Source organism: Methylobacterium organophilum (genome assembly GCF_022533465.1).
GTDB lineage: Bacteria > Pseudomonadota > Alphaproteobacteria > Rhizobiales > Beijerinckiaceae > Methylobacterium > Methylobacterium organophilum.
The window spans coordinates 2,554,753-2,577,323 of sequence record NZ_CP092848.1; the positions used below are offsets into that span (position 1 = coordinate 2,554,753).

General features: G+C 69.9%; 20 protein-coding genes. 16 read left to right on the plus strand and 4 right to left on the minus strand.

Annotated features, from left to right (window positions below):
- Positions 1–148 precede the first annotated feature (148 nt).
- The 9 genes from MMB17_RS11840 to MMB17_RS11880 all read left to right on the plus strand — a co-directional run bounded on the left by MMB17_RS11840 (position 149) and on the right by MMB17_RS11880 (position 13,253).
- Positions 149–1,576 (plus strand): sensor histidine kinase, encoded by a 1,428-nt coding sequence (locus MMB17_RS11840; protein WP_241102044.1) that lies wholly within the window; start codon positions 149–151, stop codon positions 1,574–1,576.
- Positions 1,573–2,223 carry a response regulator gene (locus MMB17_RS11845; RefSeq protein ID WP_241102045.1) on the plus strand — a complete coding sequence of 217 codons (651 nt, stop codon included), beginning with the start codon at positions 1,573–1,575 and terminating at the stop codon, positions 2,221–2,223. The genes MMB17_RS11840 and MMB17_RS11845 overlap by 4 nt, the downstream gene beginning before the upstream one ends.
- Positions 2,224–2,382: 159 nt before the next feature.
- Positions 2,383–4,191, plus strand: a complete 1,809-nt coding sequence (gene xoxF5, locus MMB17_RS11850) for a lanthanide-dependent methanol dehydrogenase XoxF5 (protein ID WP_241102046.1) — start codon at positions 2,383–2,385, stop codon at positions 4,189–4,191.
- A gap of 511 nt (positions 4,192–4,702) precedes the next feature.
- Complete coding sequence (locus MMB17_RS11855; RefSeq protein ID WP_241102047.1) at positions 4,703–5,173, plus strand: MarR family winged helix-turn-helix transcriptional regulator; 471 nt, start codon at positions 4,703–4,705, stop codon at positions 5,171–5,173.
- Positions 5,170–7,209 (plus strand): FUSC family protein, encoded by a 2,040-nt coding sequence (locus MMB17_RS11860; protein WP_241102048.1) that lies wholly within the window; start codon positions 5,170–5,172, stop codon positions 7,207–7,209. The genes MMB17_RS11855 and MMB17_RS11860 overlap by 4 nt, the downstream gene beginning before the upstream one ends.
- Complete coding sequence (locus tag MMB17_RS11865) at positions 7,206–7,415, plus strand: DUF1656 domain-containing protein (RefSeq protein ID WP_241102049.1); 210 nt, start codon at positions 7,206–7,208, stop codon at positions 7,413–7,415. Before MMB17_RS11860 ends, MMB17_RS11865 begins: the two co-directional genes overlap by 4 nt.
- A gap of 70 nt (positions 7,416–7,485) precedes the next feature.
- Entirely contained in the window at positions 7,486–8,412 is a 927-nt protein-coding gene (locus MMB17_RS11870) for an efflux RND transporter periplasmic adaptor subunit (RefSeq protein ID WP_241102050.1), read from the plus strand.
- A 229-nt stretch (positions 8,413–8,641) separates the two neighbouring features.
- Positions 8,642–9,652, plus strand: coding sequence for a chemotaxis protein CheB (locus MMB17_RS11875; RefSeq protein ID WP_241102051.1), 1,011 nt, complete (start codon positions 8,642–8,644; stop codon positions 9,650–9,652).
- Between the two features lie 64 nt (positions 9,653–9,716).
- Entirely contained in the window at positions 9,717–13,253 is a 3,537-nt protein-coding gene (locus tag MMB17_RS11880) for a CheR family methyltransferase (RefSeq protein WP_241102052.1), read from the plus strand.
- A gap of 13 nt (positions 13,254–13,266) precedes the next feature.
- Here MMB17_RS11880 and MMB17_RS11885 read toward each other — a convergent pair whose 3' ends face one another.
- The 4 genes from MMB17_RS11885 to MMB17_RS11900 form a co-directional block, all read right to left on the minus strand.
- On the minus strand, positions 13,267–13,629 hold the full coding sequence (locus MMB17_RS11885; RefSeq protein WP_241102053.1) for a hypothetical protein: 363 nt from the start codon (positions 13,627–13,629) through the stop codon (positions 13,267–13,269).
- 25 nt (positions 13,630–13,654) lie between these two features.
- On the minus strand, positions 13,655–13,942 hold the full coding sequence (locus MMB17_RS11890; RefSeq protein ID WP_241102054.1) for a hypothetical protein: 288 nt from the start codon (positions 13,940–13,942) through the stop codon (positions 13,655–13,657).
- A 533-nt stretch (positions 13,943–14,475) separates the two neighbouring features.
- A complete protein-coding gene (locus MMB17_RS11895; protein WP_338041786.1) occupies positions 14,476–15,093 on the minus strand; it encodes a group III truncated hemoglobin in 618 nt (205 codons plus the stop codon).
- Positions 15,094–15,145: 52 nt separating this feature from the next.
- Positions 15,146–15,325, minus strand: coding sequence for a hypothetical protein (locus tag MMB17_RS11900; protein WP_241102055.1), 180 nt, complete (start codon positions 15,323–15,325; stop codon positions 15,146–15,148).
- Between the two features lie 234 nt (positions 15,326–15,559).
- Here MMB17_RS11900 and MMB17_RS11905 point away from each other — a divergent pair, with 234 nt between their 5' ends.
- The 7 genes from MMB17_RS11905 (at position 15,560) to mnhG (ending at position 22,507) form a co-directional block, all read left to right on the plus strand.
- Positions 15,560–16,015 carry a cupredoxin domain-containing protein gene (locus tag MMB17_RS11905; protein ID WP_241102056.1) on the plus strand — a complete coding sequence of 152 codons (456 nt, stop codon included), beginning with the start codon at positions 15,560–15,562 and terminating at the stop codon, positions 16,013–16,015.
- Positions 16,016–16,491: 476 nt separating this feature from the next.
- Positions 16,492–19,422 (plus strand): monovalent cation/H+ antiporter subunit A, encoded by a 2,931-nt coding sequence (locus MMB17_RS11910; RefSeq protein WP_241102057.1) that lies wholly within the window; start codon positions 16,492–16,494, stop codon positions 19,420–19,422.
- On the plus strand, positions 19,422–19,790 hold the full coding sequence (locus MMB17_RS11915; RefSeq protein ID WP_241102058.1) for a Na+/H+ antiporter subunit C: 369 nt from the start codon (positions 19,422–19,424) through the stop codon (positions 19,788–19,790). Before MMB17_RS11910 ends, MMB17_RS11915 begins: the two co-directional genes overlap by 1 nt.
- Positions 19,787–21,391, plus strand: a complete 1,605-nt coding sequence (locus MMB17_RS11920; protein WP_241102059.1) for a monovalent cation/H+ antiporter subunit D — start codon at positions 19,787–19,789, stop codon at positions 21,389–21,391. Before MMB17_RS11915 ends, MMB17_RS11920 begins: the two co-directional genes overlap by 4 nt.
- A complete protein-coding gene (locus tag MMB17_RS11925; protein ID WP_241102060.1) occupies positions 21,388–21,888 on the plus strand; it encodes a Na+/H+ antiporter subunit E in 501 nt (166 codons plus the stop codon). The genes MMB17_RS11920 and MMB17_RS11925 overlap by 4 nt, the downstream gene beginning before the upstream one ends.
- Positions 21,885–22,169: a K+/H+ antiporter subunit F gene (locus tag MMB17_RS11930; protein WP_241102061.1), complete on the plus strand. Its 285-nt coding sequence runs from the start codon at positions 21,885–21,887 to the stop codon at positions 22,167–22,169. The genes MMB17_RS11925 and MMB17_RS11930 overlap by 4 nt, the downstream gene beginning before the upstream one ends.
- Positions 22,166–22,507: a monovalent cation/H(+) antiporter subunit G gene (gene mnhG / locus MMB17_RS11935; RefSeq protein ID WP_238311605.1), complete on the plus strand. Its 342-nt coding sequence runs from the start codon at positions 22,166–22,168 to the stop codon at positions 22,505–22,507. Before MMB17_RS11930 ends, mnhG begins: the two co-directional genes overlap by 4 nt.
- Positions 22,508–22,571: the final 64 nt, after the last annotated feature.

The following is a 22,571-nucleotide window of genomic DNA, read 5'->3' on the forward strand; positions in this document are numbered from 1 at the left end:
ATCGGAGGCTCCGTGCGCGCCCGATGCAGCTCAGGAAGAGGATAAACGAATAGGTGCCGCCGCTGTGCTTCCGCTAAGGGAGCGTTGCTGGCCGGGTTGCTGGACGCCGCCCGGGGACTTCACGGTCGAGGGCAGGAACAACGGATCGATGCGCCTCCTGCTCAGCCTCGTCCTGCAGGTGGCCGCCGCCGTGCTGCTCTGCCTGACGGTGGCCGCCGCCTGGGTGATGTTCGATTCCAAGCGGAGCATCGAGACCGAGGCGCGTCACTCGGCGCTGCGGGTCATCAAGCAGGTCAAGGCCTTGAGCTGGCGCGAGCTGACCTGGCGCGGCAGCGCCGGGCGCGACGCGAAATACGCCTTTCCCGACTGGCGCAGCGCCGACGTGCTGCGGGTGATCAGCCCCGGCTACTGCGTGAGCCTCGCCTGGGCCGAGGAGGCGCCCCAGCGCCTGTGCGGCCGCGGCGCCGATGCGGAGGCGGCCTCGCCCGTCTGGTTCGCCCGGCTCTATGACGGGGTGTTCGGCGCGGCGCCCCCGGTGGCGCAGGAGCTCACCCTGAACGGGCGCACCTTCGGCACGGTGACCGTCGAGGCCGATCCCGTCGCCGCGCTCCAGGCCGCGTGGCACCAGGTCAGCGTCGTCATCGGCGTCGCCGCGGCCATGGCGGCCGGGATCGGGCTGCTCGTGACGCTGGTGATCGGGAATGCCCTGCGCCCGGCCGGCGTCATCCTCAGGGGCTTGCGGCGTCTGGAACTCGGGGACCTGTCCGCGCGGCTTCCGCCCTTCTCGGCGCGGGAATTCAACCTGATCGGCCGGGCCTTCAACGATCTGAGCGAGCGCCTGGCCCGTACCACCGCCGAGCGGGCGAACCTGACGCGCCGCCTCTTCATGGTGCAGGAGGAGGAGCGGCGGGCGCTGGCCCGCGATCTCCACGACGAGTTCGGCCAATGCCTGACCGCCGCCGGTGCGCTCTCGGCGGCGATCGTCAAGGGAACGCATAAGGATCGCCCGGACATCGCCGAGGATGCCCGGGAGCTGGGGCTCCTCGCCAAGCGGATGATGGGCACGTTGCGCGGCGCGCTCTCCCGCCTGCGGCCGCCGGAATTCGACGAGCTGGGCCTCGAAGGCAGCCTGAACCAGCTCGTCGCCTCCTGGAACGCGCGCACCCTGAGCCGGTCCGGCCAGGCCGCCGAGGAGCCGCGCGCGCCGACGATCCGCCTCGACATCGCCGGGAGCCTCGTCGCCGTCCCGACGGCCGCCGCCCTGAGCATCTACCGCGTCACGCAGGAATGCCTGACCAACGTGGCCCGCCACACCGCCGCGACGGAGGTCCTCGTCCGGGTCGAATGCGAGACGGATCCGGCGCGCATCCTCCGCCTCACCGTCGAGGATGACGGGGGCGGGGCGCCCGACCAGCTCAATTCCGTCTCCGGCCACGGCATCCTCGGCATCCGGGAGCGGATCACCGCGCTCGGCGGCAGCCTGGCGATCGGGCGCGCCCGAGCGGGCCTGCGCATCGCCGCGCTCATCCCCCTCGGGCCGAGCATCCCGGTCGCCTCGGCGGAGAGTCTGGCGTGAACGGCATCACCATCCTGCTCGTGGACGATCATCCGGTCGTGCGCGCCGGCTATCGCAAGCTCCTGGAGCGGCAGGGCCACTACACGATCACGGCCGAGGCGGAGAACGCGGCGGAGGCCTACCGCCTCTACCGCAAGGTCACCCCCGACATCGTCGTGATGGATCTGAGCCTGCCCGGCGCCAGCGGGATCGAGGCGATCCGTCTGATCCGCGGCTTCGACCGGAACGCCCGCATCCTCGTCTTCACGATGCACCAGAGCACGGCTTTCGCCTCGAAGGCCTTCGAGGCCGGCGCCTCCGGCTACGTGACCAAGAGCAGCGAGCCCGAGGAGCTGATCGCGGCGGTGGCCGCCGTCGCACGCGGGGAGCGGGCGCTGAGCGACGACATCGCCCGCGAGCTCGGGGCCGAGCGCCTGTCCGGGCGCCGCTCCCCGGTCGAGGATCTGGGGCCGCGCGAGCTGGAGATCCTCCGGCTCATCGCCTCGGGGCGCACCTCGGAGGCGATCTCGCAGTCGCTCTCGCTCAGCCTCAAGACGGTCCAGAACTACCACTCGGCGATCAAGTCCAAGCTGAGCGTGCACACGGACGCCGATCTCGTCTGGATCGCGGTCGCGGCGGGCCTGCTTCAGCGCCAGCCCTTCGAATGAGGCTGTGCACGGCGGATATCTCGGGAAATCTTCCCAGTCGTTTTCGGGAAGTCCTCCCTACGCCGCGAATGTCCTAAGAACTTAATGAGATCCCGGGGCAAGCATCGATACGGCTCGGTTCAACGGCCGAGGGCGACGATGGACATCCCGGGAGGAAAGATGAAGCACGCTTCACTGCTGGCTGTCGGCCTCGGCGCCGGCCTGCTGCTGGACACGGCGGCATTCGCCAATGAGGACGTTCTCAAGCACACGGCCAATCCGGCGGAGCAGGTGCTCCAGACCGTCGACTACGCCAACACCCGCTATTCCAAGCTCGACCAGATCAACGCCGGCAACGTGAAGAAGCTCCAGGTCGCCTGGACCTTCTCCACCGGTGTGCTGCGCGGCCACGAGGGCTCCCCGCTCGTCGTCGGCAACATCATGTACGTTCACACCCCCTTCCCGAACATCGTCTATGCCCTCGACCTCGACAACGAGGCGCGGATCATCTGGAAGTACGAGCCGAAGCAGGATCCGTCCGTGATCCCGGTCATGTGCTGCGACACGGTCAATCGCGGCCTGGCCTATGCCGACGGCGCCATCCTGCTGCACCAGGCGGACACGACGCTGGTCTCGCTCGATGCCAAGACCGGCAAGGTCAACTGGTCGGTCAAGAACGGCGACCCGTCCAAGGGCGAGACCAACACCGCCACCGTCATGCCGGTGAAGGACAAGGTCATCGTCGGCATCGCGGGCGGCGAATACGGCGTGCAGTGCCACGTCACCGCCTACAGTCTCAAGGACGGCAAGCGCATCTGGCGCGGCTATTCGGTTGGTCCCGACGACCAGCTCCTCGTCGACCCCGAGAAGACGACGCAGCTCGGCAAGCCGATCGGCAAGGACTCTTCGCTGAAGACCTGGGAAGGCGATCAGTGGAAGACCGGCGGCGGCTGCACCTGGGGCTGGTTCTCCTACGATCCGAAGCTCGACCTGTTCTACTACGGCTCGGGCAACCCTTCGACCTGGAACCCGGCCCAGCGCCCGGGCGACAACAAGTGGTCGATGACGGTGTGGGCGCGTAACCCGGATACGGGCGTGGCCAAGTGGGTCTACCAGATGACCCCCCACGACGAGTGGGACTACGACGGCATCAACGAGATGATCCTCACGGATCAGAAGGTTGACGGCAAGGAGCGTCCGCTCCTGACCCACTTCGACCGCAACGGCTTCGGCTACACCCTCGATCGCGCCACCGGCGAGCTGCTCGTCGCCGAGAAGTACGACCCGGCGGTGAACTGGGCTACCAAGATCGATCAGGACAAGGGCTCCAAGACCTATGGTCGCCCGCTGGTCGTGTCCAAGTACTCGACCGAGCAGAACGGCGAGGACACCAACACCAAGGGCATCTGCCCGACCGCCCTCGGCACCAAGGACCAGCAGCCGGCCTCGTATTCGCCGCGGACGCAGCTGTTCTACGTGCCGACGAACCACGTCTGCATGGACTACGAGCCCTTCCGGGTGAGCTACACCCCGGGCCAGCCCTATGTCGGCGCCACCCTGTCGATGTATCCCGCGCCGAACAGCCATGGCGGCATGGGCAACTTCATCGCCTGGGACAACATCAACGGGAAGATCAAGTGGTCGAACCCGGAGGCCTTCTCGGTGTGGTCGGGTGCGCTCGCCACCGCCGGTGACGTGGTCTTCTACGGCACCCTCGAGGGCTACCTGAAGGCCGTCGACGCCAAGACGGGCAAGGAACTCTACAAGTTCAAGACCCCGTCGGGCATCATCGGCAACGTGATGACCTACGAGCACAAGGGCAAGCAGTACATCGCCCTTCTGTCGGGTGTCGGCGGCTGGGCGGGCATCGGCCTCGCGGCCGGCCTGACCGACCCGAATGCCGGCCTCGGCGCGGTGGGCGGCTATGCCGGCCTGTCCCAGTACACCAATCTCGGCGGCCAGGTGACGGCCTTCGCGCTGCCGAACTGATCTCGCGCTCCACGGAGCCGAGTGACGAGGAAGCGGCCGGCGCTCCGGTGCCGGTCGTGATGTGACCCAGGGCTTTCGTCTCAACACGAAAACCCGGCGTGCCCTCCGGTGCGCCTCCAGAGCTTGAGGGGATGTTTGCGACAGACTGTTCCGTAACCCTTCTCCGGTGCCATTCCTCCGCCCCTCGTTTATCGGAGAACACGGACACGGCGAGTTCCTCGTGAACTCGCCGCTTTTTTTTGCCCGCGCCGCCGCTGCGGACGCCGGAGGCCGTCCGGGCAGGACGCGCCGCCGGACCTGACGGGAACGCTCGGCGCCGAGGGCGGCCCGCATGTGGCGCAGAGCGCCACGATGCTCGGGCCTGTTCGGCCTCGGCCGCGCGGCCCTCCTGCTGTACCGGCACGACCCTGAGCCGGCCCCCGCACAAGCCGATTGCAAGATAATAGATAGAAGCCTATCTAATCGCCGTTCACGGCGCTCCGCCCGATCCGGATCCCGTGCGGAGAGCCGAATGTCCGAGGATCCGGTCCTGCTTCGCCAGACCTACACGCACGCCCTGCTGCTCGCCGGGCGGCAATGGCGGCGCGTGGCCGACAGCGCGGTGCAGCCGCACGGGATCTCCGACGCGACGGCGCTGCCGCTGCTGCTGATCGGCCGCATGGCGGGCGAGCCCCGCCAGAACGCCCTCGCCGAGGCCGTGGGCATCGAGGGGCCGTCCCTGGTGCGCCTGCTCGACCAGCTCTGCGCGGCCGGGCTGGTCCTGCGCAAGGAGGACCCGACCGACCGCCGGGCCAAGGTGCTCAGCCTCACCCCGGCCGGGCGCCGGGTGGTCGCGACGATGGAGGCCGATCTCGCCCGCCTGCGCGCGGCGGTCTTCGCCGGGGTGAGCGAGGCGGATCTCGAGGCGAGCCTGCGGGTGTTCCGGGCCGTCCAGCGCTACGCCCGGGAGACCGGCCTGTCCCGCGGGGAGGGGGCCGAATGACCCTTCCCGGCGGGCGCGACTGGGTCTTCGCCCTCAAGACCTTCGGGGCGGCGATGCTGGCCCTCTACCTGGCGATGTGGATCGACCTGCCGCGGCCCTACTGGGCCCTCGGCACGGTCTACATCACCAGCCAGGTCCTGGCGGGGGCGACCCGCTCCAAGGCGCTCTACCGCGTCTGCGGCACGCTGCTCGGCGCGGCGGTGAGCGTCGTGCTGGTGCCGAACCTCGCCGACGCGCCGGAGCTCCTGACCCTCGCCATCGCCCTCTGGGTGGCGATCTGCCTCTACTTCTCCCTGCTCGACCGGACGCCGCGCAGCTACCTGATGATGCTCGGCGGCTACACGGCGGCGCTGATCGGCTTCCCGGCGGTGGGCGAGCCCGGCACCATGTTCGACACGGCGGTGGCCCGGGCGGAGGAGATCACCCTCGGGATCCTCTGCGCCAGCCTGGTCAACACGGTGGTGCTGCCCCGCTCCGTCGCCCCCGCGATCGCCGCGCGGCTCGATCTCTGGCTGCGCGAGGCCCGGGCCTGGGTCGCCGAGGTGTTCGGCCGGGCCGGCGCCGGCGGGGACACGATGGCCAGGCGCCTGCGCCTCGCCTCCGACGCCGTCGCCCTCGACGCGCTGGCCACGCCGCTGCGCTACGACCGGACCGGCGCCGAGCGCTCGGCGGAGGCCATGGCGACCCTGCGCCAGCACATGCTGATGTTCCTGCCCATCGTCTCCGCGGTGGCGGACCGCATCGCGGCCCTGGAGCAGGCCCGGGCGCTGCCGCCGCGCCTGCGCGCCCTCCTCGACGACATGGCCGCCTGGCTTGCCTCGGGCAGCACGGAGCCGGCCGTGGCGGCGCGCCTGCGCGCGGCGGCGGAGGCGGCTTCGCCCGCCTTGCAAGAGTCCCCGTCCTGGACGGATCTCGTCGTGGCGAGCCTCGTCGCCCGCCTGAAGGACTTCATCGATCTGCGCCAGGACGCCCGGCTGCTGCAGCGGCACGTCGCCGAGGGGAGCCCGGTCACCGAGGCGCTGGCCTTCCGCTACACGGCGCAGGCGCGCACCATCCGCCACCGCGACCACGGCATGGCGCTGATGTCGGCCATCGGCGTGTTTGTCTCGATCGTGATCACCTGCGCGATCTGGATCGCGACCGGCTGGCCGGACGGCGCGGGCGCGCCGATGATGGCGGCGGTCGGCTGCTGCTTCTTCGCCGCCCAGGACGACCCGGCCCCCTTCATCGTCGATTTCGCGAATTCCGCCCTGGTCGGCGGCGTCGCGGCCGGCCTCTACCTGTTCGGCGTGCTGCCGCTGGCGACGAATTTCGAGATGCTGGCCCTCGCCCTGGCACCCGGCCTCATCCTGTGCGGCGTCTTCATGACCCAGCCGCGGACGGCGCCCCTGGCGCTGGGTGCGGCGGTCAACGGCTCGGCCATGATCGCGCTCCAGGGCAGCTACACGGGCGATTTCGCCGCCTTCACCAATTCGGCCGTCGCGGTGGTGGCGGGGATGTGGATCGCGGCCCTCGTCACCCGCCTCGTCCGGTCGGTCGGGGCCGGATGGACCGCCCGCCGCCTGCGCGCCGTGAACCGCCGCAGCCTCGCCCGGGCGGCCGAGCGGCAGGGGGCGCAGAACGGGCTCGAACTCGCGGCGATCATGCTCGACCGGGTCGGGCTGATCGCGCCGCGCCTGGCGGCCCTGCCGGCGGAGGATGCGGAATGGACCGCCGACCTCGTCGCCGAGGTGCGGGTCGGCATCAACGTCGTGGAGCTGCGCCGGGACCGCCGCAACCTCGCCCCGGAGGCGCGTGCGGCGGTCGAGCGCCTGCTGGCCGCCCTGGCCCGGCATTTCCACGGCACCGCCGCCCGGCCGCCGGAGGACCTGCTCGCCACCATCGACGGGGCGATCGACGCGGCGGCGGCCGCCCCGCGCGAGGCTGCCCATCGCGCAGGGCTGCTGGGGCTCGTCGGCATCCGCCGCGGGCTGTTTCCCGAAGCGCCGCCCTACCGGCCGAGCGCCTCCTTCACCGAACCGGGGCTCGCGGCATGACGGGCGAACTCGACCTCTACGGCGTCTTCGTCCCGAGCCTCGCGGCCTGGATGCTGATCGCCTTCCTGGCGAGCCTGCTCCTGCGGCGGCGGCTGGCCCGGCTCGGCTTCTACCGGCTGGTCTGGCACCGGCCGCTCTTCGATCTCGCCCTCTCCGTCGTGCTGCTCGGCGTCGTCGTCGCCCTCGCCCGCCCGCTGCTCCCGTGAGCCCCGCACCCGCCCGTCCCGGCTTTCCCCGTCCTACGCCGTCCCGGTCCCTCCCATCCCGGCGCCTCCCATGACACGGTTTCTCGCCCTCGCGTCCCGCCTCCTCGTCACCCTGGCGATGGTCGCCCTCGCCCTCGTGGTCGGGCTCGGCCTGTGGGACTACTACATGGAGGCGCCCTGGACCCGGGACGGGCGGGTGCGGGCCGATGTGGTCGCGGTGGCGCCCGACGTCTCGGGCCTCGTCACCCAGGTTCTGGTCGAGGACAACCAGCTGGTGACGCGCGGCGACGTGCTGTTCCGGATCGACCCGGAACGCTTCACCCTGGCCCTGCGTCAGGCGGAGGCGACGGTCGAGGGCCGGCGCGCCAGCGCGGAGCAGGCCGCCGCCGACTATGCCCGCTACAGCAAGCTGAGCGACGCCGCCGTGTCCCAGCAGAAGGTCGAGGCGGCCCGCGCCGCGGATCTGGAGGCGAAGGCCGCCTATGACCAGGCCCTGGCCGACCGCGACCTCGCCAAGCTCAATCTCGAACGCTCGGCGGTGAAGGCTTCCGTCGACGGCCGCATCACCAACATGGAGCTGCGGCCGGGCACCTACGTCACCACCGGGCGGGGCGTGATGGCGCTGATCGACGGGGACACCCTGCGGGTCGAGGGCTATTTCGAGGAGACCAAGCTGCCGCGCATCCATGTCGGCGACCGGGTCCGCATCCGGCTGATGGGCGAGGACGCCCTCCTGACCGGGCGGGTCGAGAGCATCGCCGGCGGCATCGAGGACCGGGAGCGCACGGCGGGTTCCAATCTGCTCGCCAACGTGAACCCGACCTTCGCCTGGGTGCGCCTCGCCCAGCGCGTGCCGGTGCGGATCGCCCTGGATCCCCTGCCGGAGGGCCTGCGCCTCGTCGCCGGCCGCACGGCGACCGTCGCGGTCGAGGCCGGCGGCCGGGACCGCGCCTTCGACCCGCTCGCGCTCTGGCGGAGGACGGCCGCGGATCGCTAGAGTCCGCGCCGCCGCACGCGGATCCGCGCCGTCGTGGATCCGGCCCGCAAGAATCGACGTGCGGCTGTGCTCCCGGGTCGGCCCGCGCGAAGCTTGCCTCTCGCCGGGATCGCGCGCCAGGAGCTGCGCCGCCGGACCAGCTGAGGGCGCGACCCGGCGTCCCACGAAGAGGAACACCCATCTCCCCCTCCGGTTTCGCCTACGACCGCCCGGATCGGCGAGGCCGTTCATGACCAACCGCGACATCATCGTGATCGGGGGATCGAGCGGAGCGCTCGCGCCGCTGCGCGCCATCCTGGGCAGCCTGCCGGCCGACCTGCCGGCGGCCGTTCTCGTCGTCGTCCACATGCCGACGCTGGGCAGCAGCATGCTGGCCTCTCTGGCGACCGGCACCTGCGCCCTGCCGGTCCGGCAGGCGGAGGAGGGCATGCCCGTCGAGCCCGGGACGGTTTATGTCGCCGCGCCGGACACCCATCTCCTCCTCCATGACGGCCATCTCCGGCTCGGGCGCGGCCCGCGCGAGAACCTGTCGCGTCCGGCCATCGATCCCCTGTTCCGCTCCGCCGCGGTGCATTACGGGCCCCGCGTCATCGGCATCATCCTGAGCGGCCTCCTCTCGGACGGCGCCGCGGGCCTGAACGCCGTCCGCCGCTGCGGCGGCTTCACCGTGGTGCAGGATCCCCAAGAGGCGACGGCGGACGAGATGCCCCGGCGCGCCATGGAGGCGACCACCGTCGATCTCTGCGTGCCGAGCGCCAAGATCGGCCCCACCGTCGTCGATCTCGTGCACGAGAGCGCCGGGGCGCAGGTCCCCGTGCCGGACGAGCTGCGCATGGAGATCGACATCGCCACCGGGGGGCGCATTGACACGGCGCGGCTGGCGCGGATCGCGGACCCCGCCGCTCTCACCTGCCCCGATTGCGGCGGGGTGCTCTCGCAGGTCAAGGCGGGCGAGCCGCTCCGCTTCCGCTGCCAGGTCGGCCACGCCTTCACGGCCGAGGCGCTCGCCTATGAGAAGGAGGATCGCGTGGACGAAGCCCTGCGCGTCGCTCTGCGGATCATCGAGGAGCGGGCGGAATTGGTTCAACGCATGGCCGAGGACGGCCGTCGGACCGGCCGGCGCGCAGTGGCGGAGATGTACGAGGCCCGCGCCAGCGAGTATCGCGATTATGCCGAGACGCTTCGCCGTGCCGTCCTGCATTCGTTGCGGCCCGCGGGCACCGCCGACGAAGCCTCGTGACGCGGCGCCGGCCCGGTGCTTTCACGGCCGAAGCGGGCGAGGGGATGGAGACACGATGACAGGGATGCCGCCCACGGAGAATGTCCGCCTGGACGGGGCCACGGTCTTCATCGCCCTCTGCGCCTCCGGCGCGAGCACCCGCTCGCTCGAGACGCTGCTGACCCTGCTGCCGCCCCAGGAGGATGCGGCCGTCGCCATCATCCTCCAGCATCGCGAGGCCCTGGACGAGGAGCGCTTCGCCCGCGTCGCGCAGGAGAGCGGCCGCACGCTGACCCCGATCGCGGACGGCACGCCGATCGAGCACGGCCGCACCTACCTGCCGGAGGCCAACGTCATCGTGACGCTGCGGGACGGCCTGTTCCGCACGAGGCCCGCCCAGCAGCAGGTCGGGGAGCGGGGCACCATCGACAGCTTCCTGACCTCGCTCGCGGAGGTCGAGGAGGCGCAAAGCCTCGCCGTCATCTTCGCGGGCACCGCCTCCGAGGGAACGCTCGGCGCCAAGGCGATCAAGAATGCGGGCGGCCTCGCCCTGGCGGAGGAGACGGAGGACAGCCGGACGCATCATCTCGCCGTCAGCACCGACCCGGCCGCCCTCGCCGACATGGTGCTCACCGTCGAAGGGCTCGCCGAGCGCATCACGGCCTATGTCGCCGATCTCGCCCGCGGCGGCGTGAGCTCGTTGCACCCGGCCGCCGACTACGACGTCGCCTCGGCGCTGTCGTCCATCGCCGCGATCCTGCGCAACCGCACCGGCCACGACTTCCACGGATACAAGCCGGGCACCTTCATCCGCCGCGTGCAGCGCCGGATGCAGGTCGTCCAGGTCGACGACGTGCATGTCTATCTGGAGGTGCTGCGCACCAAGGCGGAGGAGGTGCAGCAGCTCTTCAACGACCTGCTGATCGGCGTCACCCGCTTCTTCCGCGACCCGGAGGAATTCGCGCTTCTGGAACGGGAGGTCATCCCGAAGCTGTTCGCCGGCAAGGGGCGGGGCGACCAGCTGCGCGTCTGGGTGATCGGCTGCTCCACGGGGGAGGAGGCCTATTCCCTCGGCATCCTCCTGCGCGAGCACATGGCGAGCCTGGAGGTGGTGCCGCAGATCCAGATCTTCGCCACCGACCTCGACGGGCGGGCGCTCGCCGCCTCGCGGGCCGCGCGCTACCCGGAGAGCATCGCCCAGGACCTGACGCCGGAGCGGCTCGCCCGCTGGTTCGTGCGCGAGGGGAACACCTACTGCGTGGTCAAGGAGCTGCGGGAGATGTGCATCTTCTCGCAGCATTCCATCGTGAAGGACGCGCCCTTCTCCCGGATCGACCTCGTCTCCTGCCGCAACCTGCTGATCTATCTCGATGCCGAGCTTCAAAGCCAGGTCATTCCGCTCCTGCACTTCGCCTTGAAGCCGCAGGGGTACCTCTTCCTCGGAAGTTCCGAGAATGTCTCGCGCCACCCGAAGCTCTTCGCCCCCGTCGGCCACCGCTCCCGCATCTTCCGCCGCCAGGAAAGCGCGACGCGGACGCTGCCGAATTTTCCGTTTCCGACCGCCGGCCAGCTCCCACCCAGCGTTCCCAGCACAGGGTCCGAACCGCCGCTCGTCGCCGGCGCATCCCTGACGCGGCGGGCCGAACGCTTCGCGGAGCGCTATGCGCCGGCCTACGTCATCGTCGACGAGGGCTACAACGTCCTCCACTTTTCCGGCCGCCTGGGACGCTTCATCGATCCTGCCGGCGGCGCGGCAAGCCTGAATGTCTTGCAGCTCGCGCATCCGGACCTGCGGCTCGAGCTGCGCACCGCCCTCGCCAAGGCGGCGGGGGAGGGGGGCACCGTGCATGTCGAAGACCTGCGCGTGGGCCAGAACGGGGGGAGCCTCATCGTCGATCTTGTGGTCGAGGCGGTGCAGGAAGGACCGGGCTCGCCGCGGGGCTTCTTCGTGCTGTTCCGGGACGGCCCGCGCCTCTTGCAGGCCGGGATCGGCGCCAACGCTTCGGCGGAACAGGCCGACCACACCCAGCGGCTCGAGGCGGAGCTGCGCACCACCAAGGACAGGCTGCAGGCGACCAACGAGGAGCTCGAGACCACCAACGAGGAGCTGAAGGCCTCCAACGAGGAATACCAGGCCCTCAACGAGGAGCTCCAGGCCGCCAACGAGGAGCTGCAGACCTCCAAGGAGGAACTGCAATCGATCAACGAGGAACTAACGACCGTCAACGGCGAGCTGGGCCACCGGGTGCACGAGCTTTCGCGGGCCAACAGCGATCTGAAGAACTTGATCGAGAGCACCCAGATCGCGAGCGTCTTTCTCGACAACGATCTGAAGATCGCGAGCTTCACCCCGGCGGCTGCCGAGATCTTCCACCTGATCGGCTCCGACGAGGGCCGGCCGATCAGCCACATCAAGGCGCGCGTGACCTACGAGGAGTTGTTGGAGGACGCCCGGCGCGTCCTGCGCACGCTCAACCTGGTCGAGCGCGAGGTCGGCAACCCGGAGACCGACGCGCGCTATATGGTACGGGTGCTGCCCTATCGCAGCATCGACAACTACATCGCCGGCGTCGTGATGACCTTCGTCGACGTGACCGCTTGGAAGCGTGCCGAGGAAGCGCTGCGGGAGAGCGAGACGCGTCTGCGCGCCCTGATCGAAGGGGTTCCACAGCTCATCTGGCGGGCGAACGGGGAGGGCCACTGGACCTGGACGAGCCCGCAATGGAACGCCTTCACCGGCCAGGCGGCCGAGGAGAGCCGGGGGATGGGCTGGCTCAAGGCCCTCCATCCGGACGATCGCGAAGCCGCCCTGGCCTTCTGGTCGACCGCCGAAAAGACGGGGCGACTGGAGATGGAAGGCCGCATCCGCCACGCGGAGGAGGACCGCTACCGCTGGTTCCAGACACGCGCCATGCCGTTGCGCGACGAAGCGGGGCGCATCCTCGAATGGTTGGGCACCTCGACCGACATCGACGACCTGCGCCGGCTGCGAGAGCGGCAGGAGGTGATGGTGGCCGAGCTGCAGCATCGCACCCGCAACCTGATCGCGGTGGTGCGCTCGATCGCGCGGCAGACCCGAGCGTCCAGCACTGACCTGGAAGGCTTTCACGAAGCCTTCAACGAGCGCCTGGAAGCGCTGTCCCGCGTGCAGGGGCTCCTCTCGCGGGCCGATGAAGAGCGCATCACCATCAGCAGTCTCCTGCGTTCGGAACTGGAGGCCCTGGGCGCCCACGCGATGGGTGACCGCATTCGCCTCGAAGGGCCCGAGGCACGGCTGCGGAACTCCACAGTGCAGACCCTGGCACTCGCCATCCACGAACTCGCGACGAATGCGCGGAAATACGGCGCGCTCGGTGCGGAGCAGGGGCGGCTCGACGTCACCTGGACGGTGCGCGAGGAGGAGGATGGCCAACGGCTCAGGCTGGAATGGCTGGAGACCGGCCTCGAACAGCTTCCGGACCGGCAGGCGCCCCTGGCGCATGGCGGTTATGGGCGCGAACTGATCGAGCAGGCGCTGCCCTACGCCCTCGGTGCCAAGACCAGCTTTGAGCTGGATGCGTCCCGCTTGCGCTGCGTGGTCGATCTGCCCCTCGGCCGGCGTGGGGGCGGTGGGCAGGTTTAGCGGGCCACGCCCGCTAAGACAGGAGCCAGAAGGCCAACCCCAGGATGATCGCGATGGCCAGGATGATGCCGGCATAGGCGAGAAGGACGCCCCGGTTGCGGCCGTGGCCCGTCTGCATCCGCGCGGCGCGTCGGCGCCGCGGGCTGCTCTCCTCCTCCCGTGCCAGGGCGACGCGGGACGGGCTCGGCGGCGCACCGGCCGCCTCGTCGTCGGTTCCGAGCGGCGACAATCCCGGATCGTGGGCCGGGATCTTGTCCCCGGTACGCCCCGCATCGATCGCCTCCTTCAACTGCGCGGCGGTCGGGCGCTCGGAGGGAGGCGGAGCTTCCGGAATACGGTTGGCCGGCGGGGGCGGCGTCTCGGAGCGCAATGACATCGGGGAGCTCCTCCGCGGCGCGGCGTCAGCGGCTGCTGCCGCCGGTGCCGCCTCCTCCGCTGCCCTGCGGGATCGCCCGCTCGGGCTGTCCGGCATTGCCGCCGGCTGCCGAGTTGGTGGTGATCGTGTCGGCGCCTGTCGCGCCGGGGGCAATGACGTAGTCGACGCTGTTGCCCGTAGTGTTGGTCTGGCGCTGGATAATGGTGCCCGGCGGATAGGGTCTGCCCGGGATGCCCGGCGGCGGCGTCTGGGCGCTCGCGGCGCCCGAGAGCAGGCAAACGAGGGCGGTGACGCTGAGAACCACGCGGTGCATTGACCTATCTTTCCTGGCGAATGTTCTTCGGCTGATCCTGAAATCAGACCGGCATGTGCGATGCTGGATCAATTCCGTGTGCTGCCGCCAAGTTTCTCTGATGCGGCCCCTTGTCCGCTGTCCTCCCGACGCATCAGGCGATGCCGAGGCTCGCGCTTTGGCCTGACCAAACCTTGCCTATCCTCGTGGCTTCCCGTGGAAAGCCACGAGAATGGATCAAGGTGCATGCGAATATCCGGATTTGAAGCGGGGATCGACAAGGCGATGCATGATCACGTGTCCTTCTCGATCACGGATGATCGCAGGCTGACCCCTGGAAGCCATTCACGCCCTCGCCGGCGATCCGAGCGGCAACGTTATGACGCTCTTCGCTGCCCATCAGGAGCAGATCGTGGATGCGGCCATCGCCCAGTACCGGCGCGAGGGAGCGCCCGACGGAACGGTCACACGCTCGGGCGGCGTGCTCCGGCGCTGAATCCTCCCGCTCGGCCTCGCGCCACGAGCAGGGAGGCGGACATGGCGAGGTTTCCGCCTCACGGATCCCGTGCGGTAACGGCTCCGGGCGGCTGGCGGGGCGCGACGAGCTCGCCGCGCCGGGTCGCGGCGCCCATTTCCAGGCTGCTGGCGATGCGGTGCGCGCGCTCGATGAAGTGGTTCGCGGCGACCTCCGGGCACACCTCCCGCGCGGCTTGTGAGAACAGGTTCAGCCAACGGTCGAAGGCTTCCGGGGTGAGCGGCAGGGGCATGTGCGTCGTCATGGGCGTGCCCTGATAGCGCCCGGTCATCAGCGCGACCGATGACCAGAAGTCGCAGAGCTTGGTGATATGGGCCTCCCAGTCTGCGACGTGGCGATCGAAGATCGGGCCGAGGAGCGGGTCCTTTGCGGCCCGGCCGTAGAAGGCGCGCACGAGCCTCTCGATCAGAGAGTCGTCGATGCCCGTACGCGCGGCAATCTCGGCGGAAATCTCCGGCCGGCGTTCCGGGCTGCTCCCGGTCACCCTCAATTTTCTGGAAGACATGGCTTTCCGTCGCTCGTGGTCCGACGCGGACGCGCATCCGAGGTCAGCGCCGGGCGTGGGCGCGCTTTCCGTGCCGGGTGCGATCCGATCCTGCATGTCGGTGGTGCGGTTGAGCGGGACAAGCGTGCCCAAGCCGCCAGCCTGACACCTTCGGATCGGATCGTGCGGGTCCCTGCGGGCTGGATCATGAGCCGCCGGCCACGGCGCCGGTGATGACCATGATGAGTGCGTCGAGATCGATGGGCCGGTCGCCGGTGAGGAAGCCGGGCTCTACGGCCCCGACGGAAAGCGCCTCTCCATCGATCTCGGCCTGACGCTTCAGCTCGGCCGTGATCGCGTTCCGAAGCATGTTCTGAACGTCCATGTCGTGCCTCCGCTCGACGTGACGACGGTTCCGGCGGTGTATCGGCCTCCGCGCCTCTCGCAGGGAATGCCGGCTTCCACCGCGACCGTTCCGGTGGAGCGGCGATTTCGCGGCGGCCTGCTCCGGGCTCGGATGATGCGCCGAGGAGGGGCGCGGGCAGGACGTCGCGGGCAGGAACTCGGGCTTCGCCATCGGCCTTCCCACCCTGCGTGTCGCGTGGTCCGGGAGATTGAGATGCCGAAGGTCGGATTGTTCGGAATGGGCTTCGCGGCGGCGATCCTGTCCGTGAGCCCGGCGGCGGCTCAGGGCAAGCCGGACACGCCGCCCGCCAGCGCATCCATGCCGTCCGTGGACCTGATGATCAGCGACAAGGATGGGAAGGCGGTCTGCGCGCCGGCCGAGTTGCGCCTGCCGGCAGACACGAACGTCACGATCAACATCTCGAGCCACGCCAAGTCGCCGGTGATCATCACATCGCCGAACCAATTCAAGAACGATCAGGTGCTCCACCACAATGGCGATCTCGCCCACGTCGCCAGCGGTGACGGCTACACCGTCAAGCAGAACGGCAGGGGGGTGTTGTGCCTGCGGACCTTGAAGGCGGGGGAGCAGGACTATGGCTGCGCGAGCATCAACGATCAGAAAGACGTTTTTTGCGGCAGGCTGATCCTCACGCCGCCCTCCGGCTGAAGGCCGCACTGCCAGTCCCATCTTCTGCCGGTTGAATGCCGGCACCCGACATGGCTCTGCGCGCCATGTCACATCCCGAAGGACAAATGGCCGGTCCTGCGCACGGCCTTCGGGCCGAGCCGGACAACCGGCGTATGACCGCGGCGGGAATCAGTCCGCGACACGCGTTGCCCCTAAGCAGGGCGCGCAAACGGGTGCTTCGCGCCAGAAGGGACCGGATCGGACGTCCCGGCCGGTGTCGCCCCGCTTCTGAGGTCTACGGCGCCAAATGGGCCGCTGCCCCCATGAAACCGGGCCCGCTTCCCTCGCCGTCACGCCTGCTCGTCCCTATACCTTAGGCGCGGCATCCGTGGTCCGACCCGGGCGTCGCTCCGTCCGAAGCGCTTCCGCACCCATTGGACATCGGTCCCGCCCGAGGAAGGCGTTGTCCATGTCCCCCTGTCCATGCCCGCCCGCCGCCGTTCTCGCCGGATTTGATGCCGCCTCAGCTGCTCCTCGCCACTGCTGCGATCCTGCCCTTCCTCGGCAGCCTCGTCGCGATCTGCCTGCCGCGACAGGCGCGCAACGTTGCCGCGAGCGTCGCGGGAGGCGTGACGCTGGTGAGCCTCGCCTGCATCGGGCTGCTCTATCCCGCGATTGCCCACGGCGGTCCCGTCACCTGGGTGGTCGAATGGTTGCCGACATTGGGCGTGCGCTTCGTCCTGCGCCTCGACGGGCTGTCCTGGCTCTTCGCGATGCTGGTGCTCGGGATCGGCGCGCTCGTGGTGCTCTATGCCCGCTACTACATGGCCGCGGCGGACCCGGTGCCGCGGCTGTTCTGCTACTTCCTCGCCTTCGTCGGCGCGATGCTCGGCATCGTGCTCTCCGGCAACCTGATCCAGCTCGTGGTGTTCTGGGAGCTGACCAGCATCGTCTCGTTCCTGCTGATCGGCTACTGGTCCGACAACGCCTCCGCCCGGGACGGCGCGCGGATGTCGCTCACCATCACCGCGGCCGGTGGCCTCTGCCTGCTCGTCGGCGCGGTGCTCCTCGGTCGCATCGCCGGCAGCTACGACCTCGACGCCGTGCTGGCTGCGGGCGATTCGATCCGCGCGAGCCCACTCTATACGCCGGCTCTGATCCTGATCCTCGCCGGGGCGCTGACCAAGTCGGCGCAGTTCCCGTTCCACATCTGGCTGCCGCGGGCCATGGCGGCGCCGACGCCGATCAGCGCCTATCTGCATTCGGCCACCATGGTGAAGGCCGGCATCTTCCTGATGATCCGGCTTTTCCCGGTGCTCTCGGGCACCGACGAATGGTACTGGATCGTCGGCAGCGCCGGCATGGCGACGATGCTGGTGGGCGCCTGGAGCGCGATCTTCCAGCACGACCTGAAGGGCCTGCTCGCCTACTCGACCATCAGCCATCTCGGGCTGATCACCCTGCTGCTCGGCCTCGACACGCCGCTGGCCGTCGTGGCGGCGATCTTCCACACGGTGAACCACGCGACCTTCAAGGCGTCGCTGTTCATGGCGGCCGGGATCATCGACCACGAGACCGGGACGCGGGACATGCGCCGCCTCAGTGGTCTGTGGCGGGCGATGCCCTACACCGGCACCCTGGCCATGGTTGCCGCTGCGGCCATGGCGGGCGTGCCGCTCCTCAACGGGTTCCTGTCCAAGGAGATGTTCCTGGCGGAGGCGGCGGACAATGCGGGTGGGCACCAGCTCAACCTTGCCTTACCGTTCCTGGCGACGCTGGCCTCCGCCTTCACCGTTCTCTACTCCCTGCGCTTCATCCGCCAGACCTTCTTCGGGCTGGCCCCGCACGATCTGCCGCACGCGCCCCACGAGCCGGTGCGCTGGATGCGCATCCCGATCGAGCTGCTCGTCCTGGCCTGCATCGCCATCGGCCTCGTTCCGAACCTCACGATCGGGCCGGTGCTCGCCGGCGCGGCGCACGCGGTGCTCGGCGCCCGGATGCCGGACTACGATCTTGCGATCTGGCACGGCTTCAACGCGCCGCTCGTCATGAGCATCGTGGCTTTGGTCGGCGGGGTCGCCCTCTATGGGGTGTTCGGGCGGCGCATCAACACCAATCCCCGCGGCGGGCCCTGGCTGATGGACCGGCTTGACGGCGGGTGGCTGTTCGAGCGGGGCATGACCGGCCTCGTCAAGGCGGCCCGTGCTCTGGAGGCTCAGCTCGGCGCGGAGCGCCTGCAGCCGCAACTGCGCATCCTGTTCCTCGCCGCCCTGCTGGCGGCGATCGCGGCGGGCGTCGCACGCGGGCTGGACCTGTTCGCCCCCGGCCGGGTCACCGATTTCGATCCCGCCTTCGCCCTCATGTGGTTGGTCGGCGCGGCCTGCGCGGTCGGCGCTGCGGAACGGGCGAAATACCACCGGCTGTCCGCGGCCATCTTCGTCGGCGGGGCGGGTCTCGTGAGCAGCCTCACCTTCCTGTGGCTCTCGGCGCCCGATCTCGCGGTGACGCAGATCCTCGTCGAGATCGTCACAACGGTGCTGCTGCTGCTCGGTCTGCGTTGGCTGCCCAAGCGCGACGAGGCCATTCCCGCCCCGGCCTCCGAGAAGGCGCGGGCGCGCCGCCGTCGCCTCGTCGACCTCGGCATCGCGATCTTTGCCGGCTTCGGCCTCGCTGGCCTCGCTTACGCGGTCATGACCCGGCCGGCGGTGGACGGCATCAGCCGCTGGTTCGTGGAGGAGGCCTATCCGCAGGCGGGCGGGCGCAACGTCGTCAACGTGCTTTTGGTGGATTTCCGGGCCTTCGACACGATGGGCGAGATCTGTGTGCTCGGTATCGTCGGCCTAACCGTCTTCGCGCTGCTGCGCCGGTTCCGCCCGGCCCCCGACAGCCTGGAGCGGCCGGCCCAGCAACTGCGCCATGACGCCTACGACCGTGCTCGGGAGGGCCGCGAGCCGGGCCACACCACCGCTGATGCCCTCCTGGTGCCGCGGATGGTGATGACGTGGCTGTTCCCCTTCATCGTCCTGCTCGCGCTGCACCTGTTCCTGCGCGGGCACGACTTGCCCGGCGGCGGCTTCGCGGCGGGCATCGCGCTCACCGTCGCCTTCATCCTGCAATACATGGCCTGCGGTGCGCAGTGGGTGGAGGAGCGCCTGCGCATCCAGCCGATCGCCTGGATCGGTGTCGGCCTGCTGGTCGCGGTATCGGCGGGTGCGGCCTCCTGGCTGTTCGGGCGCCCCTTCCTCACCGCCTACTTCGCCTATTGGGAGTTGCCGCTGATCGGCAAGGTCCCGGTGGCGAGCGCCCTGCTGTTCGATCTCGGCATCATGGTGCTGGTGGTGGGGGCGAGCGCGCTGATGCTGGTGGCGCTCGCCCACCAGTCCCTGCGCCGCACCCGCGCCACGGAGGCCGAGATGGAGCGGGCTGCCAGCAAGGAGCACGCCTGATGGAACTCGTGCTGTCCCTCGGCATCGGCGTCTTCGCCGCTGCCGGCGTCTGGCTGATGCTGCGCCCACGCACCTTCCAGGTCGTGCTCGGGCTCTCGCTGCTGAGCTACGCCGTCAACCTCTTCATCTTCGCCATGGGCCGGCTGACGGTCGGCGCCCCGCCGGTACTCGGCGCCGGCGCCGACATCGTTTCCGTCGACGATCCGGTGCCGCAGACCCTGGTCCTTACCGCGCTGGTGATCGGCTTCGCGCTGACCGCACTGTTCCTCGTCGTTCTGCTCGCCGCCCGCGGCGTCACCGGGAGCGACCATGTGGATGGCCGCGAGCCGCACCAAGCGGAGCCGCATCCCGGGAATCCGCATCCATGAACGCCTCCGCGATGAACGCGGCCGTCGTGAGCCATTGGTCGGAGCACCTCGTTGTCCTGCCGATCGTGCTGCCGATCGCGGTCGCCGGGGCGATGTTCCTCCTGGACGAGCGCCGGCATCGCCTGAAAGCGGGCCTGAGCCTCGCTACGGTCCTGGTCCTGCTCGGCGTCGCCCTCGTCCTCGTCGGCCGGGCGGGCCACGCGCCGGAGGTCTACCGCCTCGGCAACTGGGCCGCGCCCTACGGCATCGTGCTGGTGGCGGACCGGCTCTCGGCAATGATGCTGGCGCTTGCCGCGACCCTCGGGCTCTTTGCCCTCGTCTTCTCCTTCGCCCGCTGGGGCCGGGCGGGGCCGCGCTTCCACGGCCTGTTCCTGTTGCTGCTGATGGGAGTGAACGGCGCTTTCCTCACCGGCGACCTGTTCAACCTGTTCGTGTTCTTCGAGGTGATGCTGGCGGCTTCCTACGGGCTCGTCCTGCACGGCTCGGGCGAGACGCGGATCCGGGCGGGGCTCGGCTACATCGCGGTCAACCTCGTCGCCTCGCTGTTCTTCCTGATCGGCGTCAGCCTGATCTACGGGACCCTCGGCACCCTCAACATGGCTGACCTCGCCCGGCGGCTCACGGCACCGTCCGCGGGCGACCTTGCATTGTTCGAAGTCGGCTGCGCGATTCTGGGTATCGCCTTCCTGATCAAGGGCAGCGCCTGGCCCCTCGGCTTCTGGCTGCCGACCACCTACGCGGCGGCGAGCGCACCGGCGGCGGCGGTGCTGGCGATCCTGAGCAAGGTCGGCGTCTACGTCGTGCTGCGTCTGAGCCGGCTCCTGTTCGGGACGGGCCTGTCCGAGGGCTTCGGGCTAAGCTGGATCCTCGCCGCCGGGCTCGCCACCATCGCCTACGGCACCATCGGCATCCTTGCCGCGCGGGACCTCACCCGAGCGGCTGGCTATGGGGTGATGATCTCCTCGGGAACGGTGCTCGCGGCCCTGGGCACCGGCAGCGGTGGGGCGCTTTCGGGGGCCCTGTACTACCTCGTCGGCTCGACGCTTGCCGCCGGGGCCTTGTTTCTGCTCGCCGAGGTCCTTCAGCGGGGCCGCGACCCGGCGGAGGCCGTCCAGCCCGTCTTCGCCGACGAGTACCGCGACCCCTTCGACGATGCCGGCGCCACCGAGATCGGCCGCGCCATTCCCGCCGCGGTGGCGATCCTCGGCGTGAGCTTCCTGCTCTGCACGCTGATGCTTGCCGGGGTTCCGCCGCTCGCGGGCTTCGTCGGCAAGCTGGCGATGTTTTCAGGCCTTGCCACCGGAACCATGACCGCTTCGGCCTGGGGGCTGATCGCAGCCCTCACCTTGTCCAGCTTGGGCACGCTGATGCCCCTGGTGCGGCTGGGCATCTTCAGCCTCTGGGTGCCGAGCGACGACCCGCCGCCGTTACTGCGCGCGCCTGAATTCATCGCCCTGGCCGGGCTGCTCGGCGCTTGCGTGGCGCTCGCCCTGTGGGGCGGCCCGGCCCTGGCCTATGCCGACGAGACCGTGCGCTGGCTTACCCAGCCGGGGGACTATGTCCGTGCCGTCCTCGGCGGCCCGGAGGGAGGCGGATCATGAGCCGCATCCTGCCCTATCCGTTCCTGTCGGCCGGGCTCGCCCTGACATGGCTGCTGCTGAACGCCCCGCCCACACGCGGCGGCGTGCTGCTCGCGCTCCTCGTCGGCCTCGCCGTCCCCGCGGTGATGCGGGCGCTGCGCCCCCGAACCGCGCGGCTGCGCGCGCCGGGCACGGCGGTGAGGCTGCTGGTGACCGTCCTCTACGACATGGTCCGCTCCAATATCGACGTCGCCCGGATCATCCTCGGCCTGCGCCGCGGCGAGCGGCGCACCGGCTTCATCACCATCCCCCTCGACATGCGCGAGCCCTTCGGCCTCACGGCGCTGGCGATCATCCTGACCGCCACGCCCGGCACGCTCTGGGTCCAGTACGATTCCGACACCGGGTGCCTGCTCATGCACGTGCTCGACGATACCGACAAAGACCAATGGGTCCGCCGGGTGAAGGACCGCTACGAGCGTCCCCTGATGGCGATCTTCGCAGGAGTTCTGGCATGAGCGCCGCGACCGTGCTCGACTGGGGCCTCGGCCTCGCTCAGGGGATGCTGGTCCTGGCGATGGCTCTCGCCGCTTGGCGGATGCTGCGCGGCCCCCGCGCCCAGGACCGCATCCTCGGCCTCGATACCTTCTACCTCAACGGCATGCTCGCGATCGTGGTCCACGGCATGCGCACCGGCAGCAGCCTCTATTTCGAGGCGGCTTTGATCATCGGCATGATCGGCTTCACCGCCACCGTGGCGCTGGCCAAGTTCCTGATGCAGGGCGAGGTGATCCAGTGAGCGGTGCCGAACTGCCTGCCTGGGCCGCCTGGCTCGTGGTCCTGCTTGCGCTCACTGGCGCCGGCTTCTCGCTGACGGGGGCCTTCGGCCTCATCCGCCTGAAGACATTCTACGAGCGCGTCCATGCCCCGACGCTCGGGGCGACGTTGGGCATGGCCCTGATCCTGTGCGCCTCGATGCTGCTCCTGTCGCTGATCGAGGGGCGCATCGTTCTGCGCGATGCCCTGATCGGCGTGTTCCTCACGGTCACGACGCCGGTCACCCTGCTGCTGCTCGCCCGCGCCGCCGCACATCGGGATCGGCACGAGGGCAATGCCGGCGCCCCGCCGGAGGTGTGAGGCCCGTTCCGCCGACGGTTTCGGTTTCAGCTCTGCGATGACGGCGCGATGCTCTCGCCATCCG